The 16241-nt window shown below is 58.3% G+C and carries 13 protein-coding genes; 10 read left to right on the forward strand and 3 right to left on the reverse strand.

The features are described 5' to 3' along the window. Positions 1–11 precede the first annotated feature (11 nt). The 8 genes from nuoN to BLS30_RS12645 all read left to right on the forward strand — a co-directional run bounded on the left by nuoN (position 12) and on the right by BLS30_RS12645 (position 8773). A complete protein-coding gene (gene nuoN / locus BLS30_RS12610) occupies positions 12–1466 on the forward strand; it encodes an NADH-quinone oxidoreductase subunit NuoN (protein ID WP_046478823.1) in 1455 nt (484 codons plus the stop codon). Positions 1467–1483: 17 nt separating this feature from the next. Then, a complete protein-coding gene (locus BLS30_RS12615) occupies positions 1484–2245 on the forward strand; it encodes a biotin--[acetyl-CoA-carboxylase] ligase (protein ID WP_090229180.1) in 762 nt (253 codons plus the stop codon). Between the two features lie 75 nt (positions 2246–2320). Beyond that, the gene (locus BLS30_RS12620; RefSeq protein WP_090229181.1) at positions 2321–4030 is read left to right on the forward strand and encodes a ribonuclease J; all 1710 of its coding nucleotides are present in this window, start codon (positions 2321–2323) and stop codon (positions 4028–4030) included. Positions 4031–4062: 32 nt separating this feature from the next. Then, positions 4063–4467, forward strand: a complete 405-nt coding sequence (gene mce, locus BLS30_RS12625; RefSeq protein WP_046478815.1) for a methylmalonyl-CoA epimerase — start codon at positions 4063–4065, stop codon at positions 4465–4467. Positions 4468–4551: 84 nt separating this feature from the next. Beyond that, entirely contained in the window at positions 4552–4821 is a 270-nt protein-coding gene (locus BLS30_RS12630) for a DUF1467 family protein (protein WP_046478812.1), read from the forward strand. A gap of 558 nt (positions 4822–5379) precedes the next feature. Beyond that, positions 5380–6726 (forward strand): proline--tRNA ligase, encoded by a 1347-nt coding sequence (proS, locus tag BLS30_RS12635; protein WP_046478808.1) that lies wholly within the window; start codon positions 5380–5382, stop codon positions 6724–6726. Between the two features lie 38 nt (positions 6727–6764). Then, a complete protein-coding gene (locus BLS30_RS12640) occupies positions 6765–8048 on the forward strand; it encodes a lipoprotein-releasing ABC transporter permease subunit (protein WP_046478807.1) in 1284 nt (427 codons plus the stop codon). Positions 8049–8059: 11 nt separating this feature from the next. Beyond that, a complete protein-coding gene (locus BLS30_RS12645; RefSeq protein WP_076605337.1) occupies positions 8060–8773 on the forward strand; it encodes an ABC transporter ATP-binding protein in 714 nt (237 codons plus the stop codon). A gap of 88 nt (positions 8774–8861) precedes the next feature. Here BLS30_RS12645 and BLS30_RS12650 read toward each other — a convergent pair whose 3' ends face one another. From BLS30_RS12650 to BLS30_RS12660, 3 genes are read right to left on the reverse strand one after another with little or no spacing between them, the layout of a single operon-like run. Beyond that, positions 8862–10184 carry a TRAP transporter large permease gene (locus tag BLS30_RS12650; protein WP_046478803.1) on the reverse strand — a complete coding sequence of 441 codons (1323 nt, stop codon included), beginning with the start codon at positions 10182–10184 and terminating at the stop codon, positions 8862–8864. Then, a complete protein-coding gene (locus BLS30_RS12655) occupies positions 10174–10725 on the reverse strand; it encodes a TRAP transporter small permease subunit (RefSeq protein ID WP_046478800.1) in 552 nt (183 codons plus the stop codon). The genes BLS30_RS12650 and BLS30_RS12655 overlap by 11 nt, the downstream gene beginning before the upstream one ends. A gap of 21 nt (positions 10726–10746) precedes the next feature. Then, positions 10747–11835: a TRAP transporter substrate-binding protein gene (locus BLS30_RS12660; protein ID WP_046478798.1), complete on the reverse strand. Its 1089-nt coding sequence runs from the start codon at positions 11833–11835 to the stop codon at positions 10747–10749. A gap of 244 nt (positions 11836–12079) precedes the next feature. On the opposite strand from BLS30_RS12660, the gene BLS30_RS12665 reads away from it, so the two are divergent. Further along, a complete protein-coding gene (locus BLS30_RS12665) occupies positions 12080–13663 on the forward strand; it encodes a gamma-glutamyltransferase family protein (protein ID WP_090229184.1) in 1584 nt (527 codons plus the stop codon). A 562-nt stretch (positions 13664–14225) separates the two neighbouring features. Beyond that, positions 14226–16241: an FAD-dependent oxidoreductase gene (locus BLS30_RS12670; RefSeq protein ID WP_090229187.1), complete on the forward strand. Its 2016-nt coding sequence runs from the start codon at positions 14226–14228 to the stop codon at positions 16239–16241.

Genomic DNA, 16241 nt, shown 5'->3' on the forward strand with positions numbered 1-16241 from the left:
GGGACCAACGCATGTCCATATTGGTCGGTTACGCTCCGGTCCTGCCCGAGATCTTGCTAGCGGTTGGCGCGATGGCGCTGCTGATGCTGGGCGCCTTCGGTCCCGACAACGAAAAATCCGGCGAGCAGATTACGTGGCTGGCCCTCTTGCTGATCGTTGCCGCAGCGGCGCTTATAGTTCTGCAACCGCCCAAGACCGAGCAACTCTTCGAGGGAGCCTTTGTCGTTGACCGCTTCAGCAGGTTTATAAAACTGCTGGTGCTGTTGGGTTCGGCCGGCGCGCTCTTGCTGTCGGTGGATTACCTGAAGAAGAAACGACTGATGAAGTTCGAGTACGCGGTGCTCGTACTTCTCTCCACGGTCGGCATGATGATGATGGTTTCCGCCAACGACCTCATCGCGCTTTACCTTGGCCTCGAATTGCAGAGCATGGCGCTCTACGTTTTGGCGTCGATGCAGCGGGAAAATCTTCGGTCAAGTGAAGCGGGTTTGAAATATTTCGTCCTGGGCGCCCTGGCCTCCGGCATGCTGCTGTACGGCGCATCGTTGATCTACGGCTTCACAGGCTCGACGAGCTTCCCCGTCATCGCCGGAGTCGCCCAAGCCCACGATGCCGCTCAGAACGTCGGATTGATTGTGGGCCTCGTGTTTCTCCTTGTCGGTCTTGCCTTCAAGGTGTCTGCGGTTCCTTTCCATATGTGGACGCCCGACGTGTACGAAGGGGCGCCAACGCCTGTGACAGCGTTCTTCGCGAGCGCACCGAAGATCGCAGCAATGGCGCTTTTGATGCGCTCGCTGGGCGTAGCCTTCCCCGGTCTTGAACCGCAATGGCTCCAGATCATCTGGTTTGTCGCCATCGCGTCGATGTTGCTCGGCTCGTTCGCTGCGATCGGCCAGACAAACATCAAGCGGCTGATGGCCTATTCGTCGATTGGTCATGTCGGCTTTGCGCTCGTCGGTCTTGCCGCCGGAACGCATGAGGGAGCGCAAGCCGTTCTCATTTATCTTGTGATTTACATCGTGATGACGCTGGGAACGTTCGCATGCATTCTGTCGATGCGCCGCGGCGACGAGATGATCGAAGAAATTGATCAGCTATCGGGACTGGCCCAGACAAATCTGCCCATGGCTTTTACGCTGGGCATGCTCATGTTCTCGCTCGCTGGAATCCCGCCGCTCGCCGGTTTCTTTGCCAAGCTTTACGTGTTTAGCGCCGCCGTTCAGGCAGGGCTCTTCCCGCTCGCGGTCATTGGCGTTTTGGCGAGTGTCGTAGGTGCCTACTACTATATTCGCATTGTACTCATTATGTTCGTGAAGGACCCGGAAGAGAAATTCGCGCCGGTGTCCGGGAAGCTTGGCTTCGTAATGGCTGCGTCCTTAGTTTTCATCTTCGTATTTGCGACGCCATTTGTCGGCGGACTTATCGTTGACGCAGCTGGTGCGGCAGCTAAATCGCTGAGATTTTGACAAGTGCATCTGACGTAATGAGTGATCACTCTGAGTTCTTTGCTCCAGTTTTGCAGCTCGAAGAATGCGCCTCGACGAACGCCGAGGCTATGCGCCTCACCCTCGCTGGTGAGGCGGGCCCCTTTTGGGTTGCCTCCGAAAAACAAACTGGCGGACGAGGTCGGCAGGGACGTACGTGGACATCGCCGCCCGGAAATCTCAGTGCGAGCCTCCTCATCAGGCTGGCCTGCGAGCCGATAACCGCCACTCAGCTCTCCCTTGTCGCCGGCCTCGCATTGCGGGAAGCCGTCGCAGAACAACCGGGCTTTGAGCGTGTAGCAGGCAACCTCAGGCTTAAGTGGCCGAATGACTTGCTGCTTGGAACGACAAAATGTGCCGGGATATTGGTCGAGACCAGCGTGATCGAGGCGCGCCAGCTCGCTTGTGTGATTGGCTTCGGCGTTAACATTAAAGCCAGCCCCGAGGGGCTCGACCGGGCCGTGACATGCCTTTATGACCACGGGATGGTGACTGACAGCTCGGCCCTGCTTGCGAGCTTGGACGCCACGATGGGGCGGCGCATGGGGGATTGGAAATTAGGGCTTGGTTTTCCAGTCATTTGTGCGGAATGGCAGCGCTTCGCGGGGACACCTGGCGAGGCGATCTCCGTGAATGCCTCTGGAACCCGCTTTTCAGGCCGTTACGCCGGGTTGGATCTCGACGGGGCACTTTTGCTGAAGGAAGACGGCGGGACGATTCGCCGGATTGCATTTGGCGAGATTGTGGACGCTCTTGCCTAAACCCTCCGACTACCGGGAATTTCTCGGCCGACGAAATTGCCCATCCGACGAACTGAAAACAAAAAGAAGGCATTGATGGCGCGCAAACCCGCCAATGGCGAAGACGAACTCGTATTCTTAGCCCTCGGCGGGCTGGGCGAAATCGGTATGAACGCCTACCTGTACGGGGTCGGCGCAAAGAAGTCGCGCAAATGGCTGATGGTCGATCTGGGGATTACGTTTCCCGGAGAGGGCGAGCCGGGCGTTGATGTGGTGCTGCCGGATCTGCGTTTCATCGAAGCGCAGCGAGATGCGCTCGCTGGGATCGTTATCACGCACGCGCACGAAGACCACATTGGTGCCGTCATAGAGCTATGGCCGAGCCTTCAGGTCCCGATTTATGCAACGCCGTTCACAGTCGGAATGTTGCGCGCAAAGTTGGCGCAGTTCGGCGGACAAATGGCCATCGAGATTAACGAGATCCCGGTCGGCGGGCGCTTTCAGGCTGGCCCCTTTGACGTTGAGTTGGTCTCCATGGCCCACTCTATTCCGGAAACCTCCGGCCTGATTTTGCGCACATCCGTCGGCACGGCTTTGCACACGAGCGATTGGAAGATCGATCCCGAGCCTATGACGGGCGAACCAACCGATGCCGCGAAGCTCCAGGCTCTCGGAGCCGAGGGCGTCCACGCGATGATCTGCGATTCAACCAACGCCTTGCGGGAAGGGATCTCTCCTTCCGAAAGCAAGGTTGCGCGGTCGTTGACCGAAATCATCAAAAAGGCCACGCATCGCGTCGCTGTTACGACCTTCGCCTCGAATGTCGGTCGCGTCAAAGCCGTCGCCGAGGCAGCCACAGCATCCGGCCGACAACTCGTCGTCGCGGGCCGCGCCCTGCATCGCGTGATAGAGGTCGCGAAAGAAACCGGCTATCTGCCTGAGAAGCTGCAGTATCTGGATCAGCAGGAATTCAAATACATCGACCGCTCCGACGTCGTGTTGCTCCTGACCGGAAGCCAGGGAGAGTCCCGCGCGGCGATGGCGCGCGTAGCAGACAACGAACATCCAGATATACAACTCTCCAAGGGCGACCTAGTGATCTTCTCGTCCCGGAACATTCCCGGAAACGAAAAGGCAGTGGGCCGCATACAAAACAAGCTCGCGCAAATAGGTTGCGACGTGCTCACAGATAATGAAGCGCTCGTGCACGTTACGGGCCACCCACGCCGCGATGAACTCAAGCAGCTTTACAGCTGGATCAAACCGGAGGTGGCCGTGCCGATGCACGGAGAAGCACGCCATCTACGAGAGCACGCGCGCCTAGCAACCAACGCCGGCGTGCCGCAGGTTGTGAGCCCATTGAACGGCGATATCGTTCGGCTCGCACCGCAGCCAGCCGAGATCTTAGAGAACGTCCCAACCAGCCGACTCTATCGCGATGGCCGTTTGATCATTCCCGCTGAAGAAGGTCCCGTCCGCGAGCGCCGCAAGCTTTCTGTCGTTGGAATTGTGGTGGTATCGATCGCCTTGTCCCGTCGTGGCATCATGATTGGCGAAGCCGATCTCGCGATGGATGGCATCCCCTTCGTTACGGAGGATGGCGATGCTATGGAAGATGTTGCGCTCGATGCCGTCGATGCCACAATGGCCAGCATTCCGGTGGCAAGACGCAAGGACCACGAGATGGTCCGTGATGCGGTTCGCCGTGCGGTACGCTCCTCTATCTATGAGGAGTGGGGAAAGAAGCCGATCGTAAAAGTATTGCTACATGTGATCGACCAGCAGTCGGCGCCCCGCTCGAAATAACAAGCAACTTCAGAATTCAGGAGACTTCAAGAATGATCGGCCGTTTGAACCATGTGGCGATCGCTGTGCGCGATCTCGACGCGGCGGTATCCGTCTATCGCAATGCGCTAGGTGCCACTGTTTCCGAACCTACGGCCGAGCCTGACCACGGCGTAACGGTCGTCTTCGTGACACTGCCGAACACCAAGATCGAATTCTTGGAGCCGCTGGGCGAGAACTCGCCGATTGCCAAATTTCTAGAGCGCAATCCTGATGGTGGCATTCATCACGTTTGCTATGAAGTCGATGACATCATCGCTGCGCGAGACCAATTGAAAGCGCAAGGTGCGCGTGTGCTCGGTGACGGAGAGCCGAAAATTGGCGCACATGGTAAGCCGGTCTTGTTTCTGCACCCGAAAGACTTCTGCGGAACGCTGACCGAATTGGAGCAAGCGTAAGTCCTCGCGACAACGCCATAGGCCTCCCGCGTCGGACGCAGAGCCCGACAAGCGGCGAGCCAACGCACCTAAGGAACATGAAAAATGAACTTCACCCTCGGGGCGGCATTATACTTCATTATCTGGTGGTTGACGCTGTTTGCGGTGCTTCCCTTTGGCGTCCGGAGCCAAGATGAAGAAGGGGAGATTGTGCCAGGTACGCCGGAAAGTGCTCCAGCAAGGCCGCGAATGCTGCGGACTTTCCTCATCAACACGTTGGTTGCCGCCATCGTGTTTGCGATCGTCTGGGTCGTCATTACGTATCGGCTCATCGATGTTGGAATGCCGACGGCACCGGGCGCACGTCCCAGTTGAACGCTACGAACTTTGTGAACCGACGAGCAATAGACAACAAAAAAGGAGCCCGGTGTAAGCCGCTGCTCCTTTCTTGGTCGGCGGCTGAACCGCCTTTCTTATTAGGACCTCCCCCTGCTACACGAACAGGGTAACTGGAGTACATTGGAGCCAAACGAGTCGGCTCTAATGGTGCTTCTTCCCCTAGACTTGGGCGCTTACCGCTCGATACATCGGCTTCGACCCTTTTTCTTGACGGCCGGAACATAGCTCAGCTGCGGCCGACTGTCACGGTGGAAAGTGCAGAATCTGCAAAGAAAATTCGAAGCCGAGAAAACGGACTTTCGTGTCGCGAAAAGCTGGGACTGAGAACAGCATATAACCCTGCAGAACGCGGCATAAATCGCGGGCAGGATTGCAAGCTACACCAATCATGGTTATGAGCGGCACAGGTCGACGGCCGTATAGATTTGACGTTTGACGCATGGGGAGCGGGATCGTCTTCGTGCTTCCGTTGCTCCGAGCTGCCGCGATCCGCGAAACATCTGCGATCCCATCTTAGGAGACGAAACGCGCGTCATGCATCTTTCCCGTTATTTCCTTCCTGTTCTGCGAGACACGCCTAAGGAAGCAGAGATCGTCTCCCACCAGCTGATGCTACGCGCGGGCATGATCAAGCAGTCCGCCGCGGGGATCTATTCTTGGCTCCCTCTGGGGCTCAAGGTGCTCAAGAAGATTGAAGCGATTGTGCGCGAAGAACAAAACCGCGCAGGCGCTGTTGAAGTACTTATGCCGACGGTGCAATCGGCCGATCTCTGGCGCGAATCCGGGCGCTATGAGGCCTATGGGAAGGAGATGTTGCGCATCACCGATCGCCATGAGCGCGACATGCTGTATGGCCCGACTGCCGAAGAAGTGATCACCGCTATTTTTCGCGACAGCGTGAAGAGCTACCGCGACCTTCCCAAGAACCTTTACAACATCCAGTGGAAGTTCCGCGACGAGATCCGCCCCCGCTTTGGGGTGATGCGTGGTCGCGAGTTCCTTATGAAGGATGCCTATTCGTTCGATCTTACCGCGGAAGACGCGCGGCGCAGCTATCAGCGCATGTTCGTCGCTTACCTTCGCACGTTTGCCCGTATGGGACTGAAGGCAGTACCTATGGCCGCGGATACCGGCCCCATAGGCGGTGATTTGAGCCACGAGTTCATCATTCTCGCCGATACGGGTGAGAGCCAGGTCTTCTGCCATCGCGACCTCATCGAAGGCGCAATTCCCCCAGCGGATACCGACTTCCTGGGAGATCTGTCTCCGATCGTTGACGCCTGGACATCGCTTTACGCGGCGACCGATGAAATGCACGATGCGAAGCGCTTCGACACAGAAGTACCCGCAGAAAGCCAAGTTACGGCGCGGGGCATCGAGATCGGACACATCTTCTTCTTCGGCACGAAATACGCAGAGCCCATGGGCGCGCGTGTGCAGGGCCCGGACGGCCAGATGGTTACGCTCCAAATGGGGTCTTATGGCATTGGCGTGTCCCGTCTCGTCGGGGCGATTATCGAAGCAAGCCACGACGACGCAGGGATCGTTTGGCCTCTGCCTGTTGCACCGTTCGAAGTCGGGCTTCTCAACCTGCGCACCGGCGACGCGGCAACGGATGCGGCATGTGCAGATCTCTACGGGAAACTGCGCAACGCCGGCATCGATGTTCTATATGACGATACCGACGAACGCGCCGGGGCGAAATTTTCCACTATGGATATCATAGGCATACCGTATCAACTGATCGTCGGGCCTAAGGGCCTCAAAACGGGCGAACTTGAGGTTAAGGTGCGTGCCGACGGCACCCGTGAGACCGTTTCGCTCGAAGCTGGCCTTGCGCGCGTCATAGATCTGGTGCAGTCCGGGCGGGTTCTCTGCTAGGACGCAGCGGACGGACGGTAGCAACCAGAGGAAAGCGGATGGCAAACGTGAAGCAGACGTCGATACCTGACACGGCTCCGTTTGCGCCCTTCGAATGGATGTTGGCTTGGCGTTATCTGCGGGCCCGCCGTAAAGAAGGCTTTATCTCCGTTATCGCGGGTTTCTCCTTTATCGGCATTATGCTCGGCGTCGCCACGCTCATCATCGTGATGGCGGTCATGAACGGCTTCCGCGAGGATCTTTTCTCAAAAATCCTCGGGTTAAACGGTCACATCGTCGTGCTGAAAACCAATGAACCGTTCACCGACTACAATGATGTGGCAGCGCGGATCGAAAGGGTGCCCGGCGTACACCATGCGCTTCCCCTGGTTGAAGGCCAGGTCATGGTCTCCTCGCCGGCGCAAGCAACCGGCGGCTTGGTCCGCGGCATAACCGAAGATGGCGTCAAAGCCCTTAAGCTCATTTCCGACAACATCCAATTCGGAACGCTTGATGGCTTTGACCAAGCCCGCGGCATCGCCATAGGCACGCGCTTGGCAAACGCGCTGGGCGTGATGCTTGGCGACTCTATAACTCTCGTATCCCCGCGTGGCGCCACCACCCCGTTCGGGACTGCGCCGCGCACCAAGGCCTACAAGATCCAGGCCGTGTTCGAGATGGGCATGTCCGAATACGACCGCACGATGATCTTCATGCCGCTCGACGAGGCGCAGAAGTACTTCTCGCGAAACGGCGCTGCCGACGTTCTCGAAGTTGTTGTCGATAATCCCGAACGGGTTGGCGAATACGCGAATGCCATACGAGCGGCGGCCGGAGAGGGAGTGCAGGTCACAGACTGGCGGCAGCGCAATGCGTCCTTCTTCACCGTGCTCGAAGTCGAACGCAATGTCATGTTCATCATCTTGTCGCTGATCATCCTTGTCGCGGCGCTCAACATCATTTCCGGCATGATGATGCTGGTCAAAGACAAGGGACGAGATATCGCAATCTTGCGAACGATGGGGGCCAGCCGAGGCGCAATGATGCGCGTGTTCCTGATCACCGGCGCTTCGATTGGTATCGTGGGAACCTTCGCAGGATTGATTCTTGGCATTGTGTTCTGCGCGAACATCGAGGAGGTCCGTCAGTTCGTGGCTTGGATCACGAACACGCAGATCTTTGATCCGAGCGTCTATTACCTGACACGTTTGCCCGCCAGCATCGATGTTCATGAGACAATCTACATCGTGCTAATGGCGTTGGCGTTGTCGATCCTCGCGACGCTGTATCCATCATGGCGAGCCTCTACGCTCGATCCCGTCGAAGCCCTTCGTTACGAGTGAGGCAACCTACCGTGACTGAGGCACCCCGCATCCACCCCGTTCTTCAACTCGCAGATCTGCGGCGCCACTATCGTCAGGGCAACCGTGAGATCCGCGTGCTCGACGGTGCGAGTATCGAAATCTACCCCGGCCAAGCCGTCGCTCTCGTCGGTCCGTCCGGCGCGGGTAAATCGACGCTGCTACATGTCGCCGGCCTGTTGGAGACACCGGATTCAGGTCACGTCCTTATTGGAGGGCGCGACTGTTCGAAGCTTTCGGATCGTGAACGGACGCGCGTGCGCCGGCATGAGATGGGGTTCGTGTACCAGTTCCACCAACTTCTGCCAGAGTTCTCCGCGGTCGAAAACGTCGTTATTCCGCAATTGATCCTGGGCACGTCACGGCGGCAAGCCAATCACCGCGCCAGTGAATTGCTAAGCAACATGGGGCTCGCGGAACGTCTGCATCATAGGCCGGCGGAATTGTCGGGTGGCGAACAGCAACGCACAGCCATCTGCCGTGCGCTCGCCAATGCGCCGCGCCTGCTTCTTGCTGATGAGCCGACTGGCAACCTCGATCCGAAAACGTCGGATCATGTATTTGAATCGCTGATTGATCTGATCCGCCGCACTGGCGTTTCCGCGCTCATCGCGACGCACAATCTACAATTGGCCGCGAGTATGGATCGTGTTGTGCGATTGGCCGACGGCCATCTCGTGGAAATGACGCCGGGTCAACTCGTCTGACCGTCAATGCGTTCGAGGGGAATGAAACTGAGAGGAATGAAACCGAAACGGGCAGCGAATTTCGCTGCCCGTTTGCGTTTGGTGAGCGCTACCAACCAATGGCATTCGGTAGCCACGTGGCAATGCCCGGAAAGAAGAACAGCATGCTGAGCCCTACCAACTGAATCATGATGAAGGGCACAACGCCTCTATAGATGTCCCCAGTGGTGATTTCTGGAGGTGCGACCCCTTTCAGGAAGAAGAGTGCCCATCCGAAAGGTGGGGTCAGGAACGACGTCTGCAGGTTGACCGCAACCAGGATTGCGATCCAGGTCATGTCCACGCCGGCAGATGCGAAGATCGGGAGGAACATCGGCAGCGCGATGTAAGAAATCTCGATCCACTCAAGGAAGAAGCCGAGCACGAACAGGATCAGCATCAAGAACAGGATCTGACCTTCAAGACCGCCTGGGACGAAGGCAAACATCTCCTGGACCATGTGCTCGCCCCCAAGCCCGCGGAAGGACAGGCTGAACGGCTGTGAACAAATCAGGATGAAGAACACCATGGCGCTCGTCGACAGCGTCGCACGAGAGACTTGACGTAACACATTCCAGGAAAGCCGCCCGGATGCCAACGCGAGCAAAGCGCTGCCAAACGCACCGAGCGAAGCTGCTTCCGTTGGGGCGGCGACCCCGCCGATAATCGAGCCAAGGACCGCTATGACGAGACCAATCGGCGGCAGGACGACTTTCACCAATCGTTTCGCGAGCTCACCTCTCGAGAGAGCCTGGCGTTCGTCTTGCGGAATGGCCGGGACTGTCTTGGGAGCCAGTAGTCCCAGCCCGAGAACGTAGAGCACGAAGAGGCCGGAAAGCAGCAGCCCAGGAAAGAGAGCAGCGGCAAACAAAGTGCCGACAGATTCCCCCATAATGTCGGCAAGCAGAATGAGAACGAGACTAGGAGGGATGATCTGGCCGAGCGTGCCGGATGCGCAAATGACGCCGCAGGAAACCCCGTGATCGTAGCCGCGCTTGATGAGCGGACGCAACGCGATCAGGCCGGCCGTTACAACAGTCGCACCGACGATGCCGGACGAAGCCCCCATGAGCACGCCCACGAGAATGATGGCGAGCGCCATTCCCCCCCGCAGCCCGCCCATCGCGAGCCCTATCGTCTCTAACAAGTCCTCCGCTAACCGGGATTTTTCGAGCATCACCCCCATGAAGATAAATAACGGCAGAGCGAGCAGCGTATAATTCGTAACGACGCCGTAGACCCGTGCCGGCAGGAGGTTGAAGAGGCCCGGACCGAAGCCGAGATAACCGCAAACCAATCCGGAAACAGCAAGACTGATCCCAACTGGAATCCCTGTGATGAGCAGCAGGAAGAACCCACCGACCATCAACATGGCCAAAACGTCATTTTCCATTTGGGGAAACACTCGCTTGTTGTGCGCCACTCTTCCCGGCATCGAGGAAAGCAACAAGGGCTCGGGCCGTCTGCACGATCGCTTGCAGCGCAAGCAATACAAATCCGACCGTTAGAAACGCCTTGAGAATGTAGCGGTAAGGTAGCCCACCCGGATCAGGAGATCCCTCCTGGAAGGAATAGCTCTGCGCCACATAAGCCAGAGAGAGGTAGGCGAAAACGAGAGCGATGAAAAACGTCAGAACACCTGCCAGCACATCGACGGCAGCTTTCATCCTCGGGCCGTAGTCTGCGTAGAGAATATCAACGCGGACTTCATCTCCTCTGTTGATCCCGTATGACATACCGATCAGAGCAGTAACCGCCATGATGTGCCATTCGAGTTCTTGTGAAGCCACAGTGCCGACCGCGAAGCCGTAGCGCAGGAGCACGTTGAAGGCGACCAACAGAACCAGTCCAAGGACTAGCCATGCGGTCACCCTGCCGGCCAGACCGACAAAACTGTCGATCCGGCCGACGGCGGACATGAGCGTTGTTCGCATGAGAGCAATTTCGCCCCGGAGCTATTCGAGAGAGTCGTGGTAAGGCTTTTCGCTGAGGTTTGACCAGGAACGATGTTTCGCCCGGAAGGCCATGAATGCATCGTGAACTTTCTTCGTACGCGGATCCTTGGCGGCTTCTTCGTCCAAGACCTTGAAGGTAATTTCACGAAGCTTCGTCACGACATCTGGCGGGAGAACGTCCGCCTTCACACCATGGTTCTTGACGAGATCCTCAAGCGCATCGGCGTTGTTGGCTTCAGACCAGGCATAGCTTTCCAGGTTGCAAGCCATAGCCGCCGTCTTGACGATTTGCTGGAGGTCTGGTGGCAGCGACTCCCAAGCCTTGAGGCTGATAAGGAGTTCCGTAACGTTGGAAGGCTCATGCCAGCCCGTCGTGTAGTAGTACTTCGCTGCGTTCTGCAGTCCCAGTCGGCGATCCTGAAACGGTCCGACGAACTCGGCAGCATCGATAACGCCGCGCTCCAGAGCCGGGAAGATTTCGCCACCCGGCAACAGCTTCACATCGACGCCAAGCTCCTTGTAGACCTTCCCCGCAAGGCCCGGGATACGCATCTTGAGGCCCTTGAAGTCGTCGACCGACTTGATCGGATTGCGGAACCAGCCGGTCATCTGCAAGCCCGTGTTCCCCATCGGGAACGCGATAAGACCGAGCGGTTTGTACAATTCGTGCCAGAGCTCGAGACCGCCGCCGTGATAGAGCCATGCATTCACGCCTGAAAAGTTCAGGCCGAATGGGACGGTCGTAAAGTACTGAGCAGCGAACAGTTTGCCGGCCCAGAAGTAGGCGTTGGCGGCATTCATTTCGACGGTGCCGGCCTGGACTGCATCGAAACCTTCAAGAGCAGGGATCAACTCACCGGCTGCAAAGTGCTGGATTTTGAGGCGGCCACCTGACATTGTCTCGACCTTCTTACAGAAGTCGGTCGGACTGCCCGGCCCTACTGTGTAGAAAGGCGCTCCCGGTGGGTACGCGTTCGTCATCTTAAAGCTGAACGAGCTCTGTGCCCTCGCGATCGCTGGTGCGGCGACGACTGCAGCGGTGCTTGCAGACGTCACACCGGCGGCCTTTAGAAAATCCCGTCGTTTCATAGCAATCCTCCTACCCGTGTTGCGGACCCAAACATGCTAGCAACTGCCATGCCAGTGAATAACCAATTGAATCCGCGCCAGTTTTGCATTCGGCAGAATAACTCGCTGCTCGATCGAAGGTCACAATGCTTAGAGATTGATCAGTCCGTATCCTGCCTAGTCCGGTTCAGGTCTGATGGTGCCTGATTAATGTGCAGACAACGGAAGACTAGCTCGGGATATCCAGAAAGAGAAGGACGAAAACATGCTTCGCACACGCACATGCCTCGGCGGAATGGTGACCGCACCGCACCATCTGGCGGCGGAGGCTGGCGCCACAATCCTGCGTGAGGGTGGCAATGCCATCGAGGCTATGATCGCTTCAGCAGCAGCCGTAGCGGTCGCCTATCCACACATGAATGGCATTGGCGGAGATGGCTTTTGGGTGATTTCCCGCCCCGGCAAAGAGCCGGTCGGCGTACGCGCATGTGGACCAGCTGCGGCGAGAGCGACGAAGGCCTTCTACGAAGAGCATGGTGATTCCGCGATACCGACGCGAGGACCGCGTGCGGCGCTGACCGTTGCCGGAGCCATCTCGGGATGGGCGGAAGCGCACAGTCTGGCGGCTGAGGCCGGAGGGCGCGTGCCGATTGCACGGTTGCTTGAAGACGCCATCCGGCATGCGCGCGATGGTGTGCCTGTCACGGCATCACAGGTCCACCTAACGCAAGCCAAGTGGAGCGAACTGAAAGACGTGCCGGGCTTCACGGCAACGTTCGCCTCCGATGGACCGCCGAAGCTCGCGCAAGTCCTGAAGCAACCGGCACTCGCAAGCACGCTGCAACAGCTCGTGGATGCGGGGCTTGATGATTTCTATCGCGGCGATCTCGCGCGCAAGCTAGGAGCCGGATTGGAGGCGACGGGCAGCCCTCTGAGTTTAAATGATCTCGAAGCATTCCGCGCAAAGCGCGTGACACCTGCCACCGTCCGTCTCGCCGTTGGCGATGTCTACAACATGCCGCCCCCGACCCAGGGCGCGTCGGCATTGATGATCCTAGGTGTGTTTGAGCGTCTCGGCGTCAAAGAGCGCGACGGGTTCGATCACATCCATGGTCTCGTTGAGGCGACAAAGCGGGCCTTCATCCATCGCAACGCTCACTTGGGCGATCCAGATCGCATGGGCGACATCTGGAAAACATGGCTCGAACAGGCGACGCTCGATCGCGAAGGCGCTGCGATCGACACCGCCCGTGCAGCGCCGTGGCCTCACACGGCAAAGCCTGGCGATACGATTTGGATGGGCGCGGCCGACAGACACGGCAACGTTGTCAGCTATATCCAGAGCATCTACTGGGAATTTGGTTCTGGACTGGTCGTCCCTGACACTGGAGTCGTATGGCAGAACCGGGGAGCGAGCTTCACGCTTCACCCAGGTCCAAACGAATTGGAACCCGGCCGCTTGCCGTTCCATACGCTGAACCCCTCTCTCGCGCGGCTAAATGATGGGCGCACGGTCGCTTACGGCACGATGGGAGGCGAGGGGCAGCCGCAAACACAGGCCGCGATCTTCACCCGCCACGTTCTCTTCGGACAGGATATGCAGGCTGCCGTTTCCGCACCGAGATGGCTACTCGGCCGGACGTGGGGAGAAGACTCTACAAACTTGAAAGTCGAAAGCCGGTTCGCGCCGGAACTGATCGATGCGCTGCGGAAGGTTGGTCATGACGTCGAAGTCGTTGAGGCTTACGACGACATGATGGGGCATGCCGGCATGGTTTCGATCGGACCGGACGGCGTCATTTCAGGTGCCACGGATCCACGCGCTGACGGCGCAACGGCATCCCTTTAAAGTCGCCGACCTCAGAAAATGACCGAGGCGGCGTGGTGGAATATCACGCACGTCGCCTCGCATTTATTGCTGCGATTATTATTTTTATTTCCCTTTGCAGAGCGTTCAAGTGCCCGAAACGACTGCGTTGGCCCAATGGAAATGGGCTTCCCTCGCCGCGCCGCGAGATTTTCGCGGCCATTAGAGATGGCGTGAACATTTACATGGCAACACTGCCAATTCGGCAGTCAATTCCACACTGATTGATACCGCTTTTATCTCGCGAAAGCCCGCCAATGCTGCGTTGCAGCAGATTGGCACAGATCTTGTTCTTAAGCAGATCGCATGTGCGAACTCTACGACCGTCATTCGCACTGCACCCGCGGTTGGAGCCGCTCGGCAAGGAGCTCCGCCGCATCGGGGGCCTTAGTGGCCTTCGGGATAGAAGCGGCGCGTTCGGGCAGCAACTGACATCGGGCGCGCCGCACCAAAAATTCGCGGGGGCACGATTGAACGACTCTAACAGAGCCACGATCCACAGCGTGACGAGAACCGCCTCCAGGCGTACCTGGGAGTTGCGGTCATGAACGTCACGGCCCGCGCCGAAACACTGAAAGACGCATCGACCCTCGTCGACGGAAAGCGCGGCATCGCACAGGACCCCATCGTCGTTATCGGCGGTGGTCCGGCGGGCATTCGCGCCGCTCAGGAACTGTCACGTGCCGGCAAGAACGTCATCGTATTCAACGCCGAACGCTGGCGTCCTTATAACCGCGTGAAGCTCACACCTTTGTTGTCCGGAGAAGTCCAGCTTGGACAAGTCACGCAAAGCTTGGAGTTTTCCGGGCCAGGAACGGTCGCCGTATATTCCGGTCATAGCGTCGTCGACATAGACCGCACCCATAAGGTCGTCACGACCGGCCAAGGCAGCATCTGGCCCTATGGTAAGTTGATCATCTGCACCGGTTCACGCGCCCACGTTCCCCCCATTCCGGGAGCGCACAAAAATGGCGTCTACACGTTCCGCAATTTCGATGATGTCGAAAAGCTTGTCGCGCGCTCGTTTCGCGCCAGACGAGCCATCGTCATCGGGGGTGGACTTCTGGGCCTGGAAGCCGTGCGCGGTATGGCGGACCGGGGCGTCGACACGGTTGTTGTTGAACACGAAAGCTACCTCATGGCGCGCCAACTCGATGCGTGCGCCGGTGAACTCTTGGCACGTGACGTCGAAGCAATGGGCATCGGCGTGCGCACGGGAAGCACGGTCAGCCGCATCGTTGGAGAAGATCGCGTAACCGGGTTGGAGCTGGTATCCGGCGAAGTGCTGGACTGCGATACAATCATAATCTGCACCGGCATCCGCCCGAACATGGAACTCGCCCGCGATGTCGGCTTGGCCGTAGGACGCGGCATCAAGGTCGGCCCCACACTTCAAACGAGCGATCCTGACGTCTATGCCGCTGGCGAATGCGCGGAGTTCAACGGACACGTCTATGGTCTGGTGGGACCCGGCCTGGACCAAGCGGCGATCGCCGCCCGCCACATAACAGGTCAGGCTTCGACATACGACGGTTCGATGCCCGTGACGAAGCTGAAAGTCATCGGCACCGATGTCTTCAGCATGGGCGATACCGAACAACTTGATCAGCGCCCAGAACTCGACAGCCTGACCTATGCCGACGCCGACGGCAAAATTTATCGCCGCCTGGTCTTGAAGCGTGGCCGCCTTGTCGGTGCGGTCGCGATCGGCGATTGGTCTGAAATCAATCGGCTGCAGGAAGCAATCAGGAAGCAGATGCTTCTGCTGCCCTGGCAGCGGTTCCGCTTCAAAGCGAATGGCATCGTCTGGCCGGAACGCGAACCTCAATCAGTGCGTGATTGGCCGCGCGCCGCGACCGTTTGCAATTGCACAGGCGTAACACGCGGCCAGATTGGTGATGCGATTGCGCTTGGTGCGGGATCACTCGACGACATCAAGCGCGACACCGGCGCGTCGACCGTGTGCGGAAGCTGTAAAATACACATCGGCGAATTGTTGGGAGCGCCGCCGAAACGCGAACCTGCCGGCGCGGCAACGGCAATCGCGGTGACATCTGGCATAGCAGCGATCCTCGCGGCGCTGATATTGGTTCTGCCGATCTGGTCGACAGCGACCACGATCACGGGACGCGGCTTACCCGAACTCCTCTTTCTTGATGGTATCACGAAACAGATCAGCGGCTACGTCTTGCTGGCCTTGTCCGTACTCGCCGTCGTTTTATCAGTGCGTAAGCGTGTCCCCATCCTGCGCAAGCTCGGAGGTTACGCGGGCTGGCGCGTGTTCCACATCTTCATGGGCGTTACCGCGCTGGCGGTCCTCGCCGCGCACACCGGATTTCGTCTGGGAGACAATCTCAATCTTTGGCTGATGGCGAGCTTTCTAACCCTCGCGCTAGCAGGCGCGGCGGCAGGAATAGCAACGGCTTTGGAACACCGGTTGTTCGGTAATGCAGGGACGGCGGCGACACTAAAGGATGCATCGTTCTGGTTGCACCTCTTGGCCTTTTGGCCTCTGCCGACGCTGCTCTCGCTGCACATCCTCAGCGTCTATTTTTATTGA

The sequence above is a fragment of the Filomicrobium insigne genome (assembly GCF_900104305.1).
Classification (GTDB): Bacteria; Pseudomonadota; Alphaproteobacteria; order Rhizobiales; family Hyphomicrobiaceae; genus Filomicrobium; species Filomicrobium insigne.

Bases quoted from the DNA above. Each gene is read 5' to 3' on its own strand.
- BLS30_RS12620 (WP_090229181.1), top strand. From the start codon at position 2,321: ATGGCGCGCAAACCCGCCAATGGCGAAGACGAACTCGTATTCTTAGCC.
- BLS30_RS12670 (WP_090229187.1), top strand. From the start codon at position 14,226: ATGAACGTCACGGCCCGCGCCGAAACACTGAAAGACGCATCGACCCTC.
- nuoN (WP_046478823.1), top strand. From the start codon at position 12: ATGTCCATATTGGTCGGTTACGCTCCGGTCCTGCCCGAGATCTTGCTA.
- BLS30_RS12630 (WP_046478812.1), top strand. From the start codon at position 4,552: ATGAACTTCACCCTCGGGGCGGCATTATACTTCATTATCTGGTGGTTG.
- BLS30_RS12655 (WP_046478800.1), bottom strand. From the start codon at position 10,725: ATGCGAACAACGCTCATGTCCGCCGTCGGCCGGATCGACAGTTTTGTC.
- BLS30_RS12665 (WP_090229184.1), top strand. From the start codon at position 12,080: ATGCTTCGCACACGCACATGCCTCGGCGGAATGGTGACCGCACCGCAC.
- mce (WP_046478815.1), top strand. From the start codon at position 4,063: ATGATCGGCCGTTTGAACCATGTGGCGATCGCTGTGCGCGATCTCGAC.
- proS (WP_046478808.1), top strand. From the start codon at position 5,380: ATGCATCTTTCCCGTTATTTCCTTCCTGTTCTGCGAGACACGCCTAAG.
- BLS30_RS12615 (WP_090229180.1), top strand. From the start codon at position 1,484: ATGAGTGATCACTCTGAGTTCTTTGCTCCAGTTTTGCAGCTCGAAGAA.
- BLS30_RS12650 (WP_046478803.1), bottom strand. From the start codon at position 10,184: ATGGAAAATGACGTTTTGGCCATGTTGATGGTCGGTGGGTTCTTCCTG.
- BLS30_RS12640 (WP_046478807.1), top strand. From the start codon at position 6,765: ATGGCAAACGTGAAGCAGACGTCGATACCTGACACGGCTCCGTTTGCG.
- BLS30_RS12660 (WP_046478798.1), bottom strand. From the start codon at position 11,835: ATGAAACGACGGGATTTTCTAAAGGCCGCCGGTGTGACGTCTGCAAGC.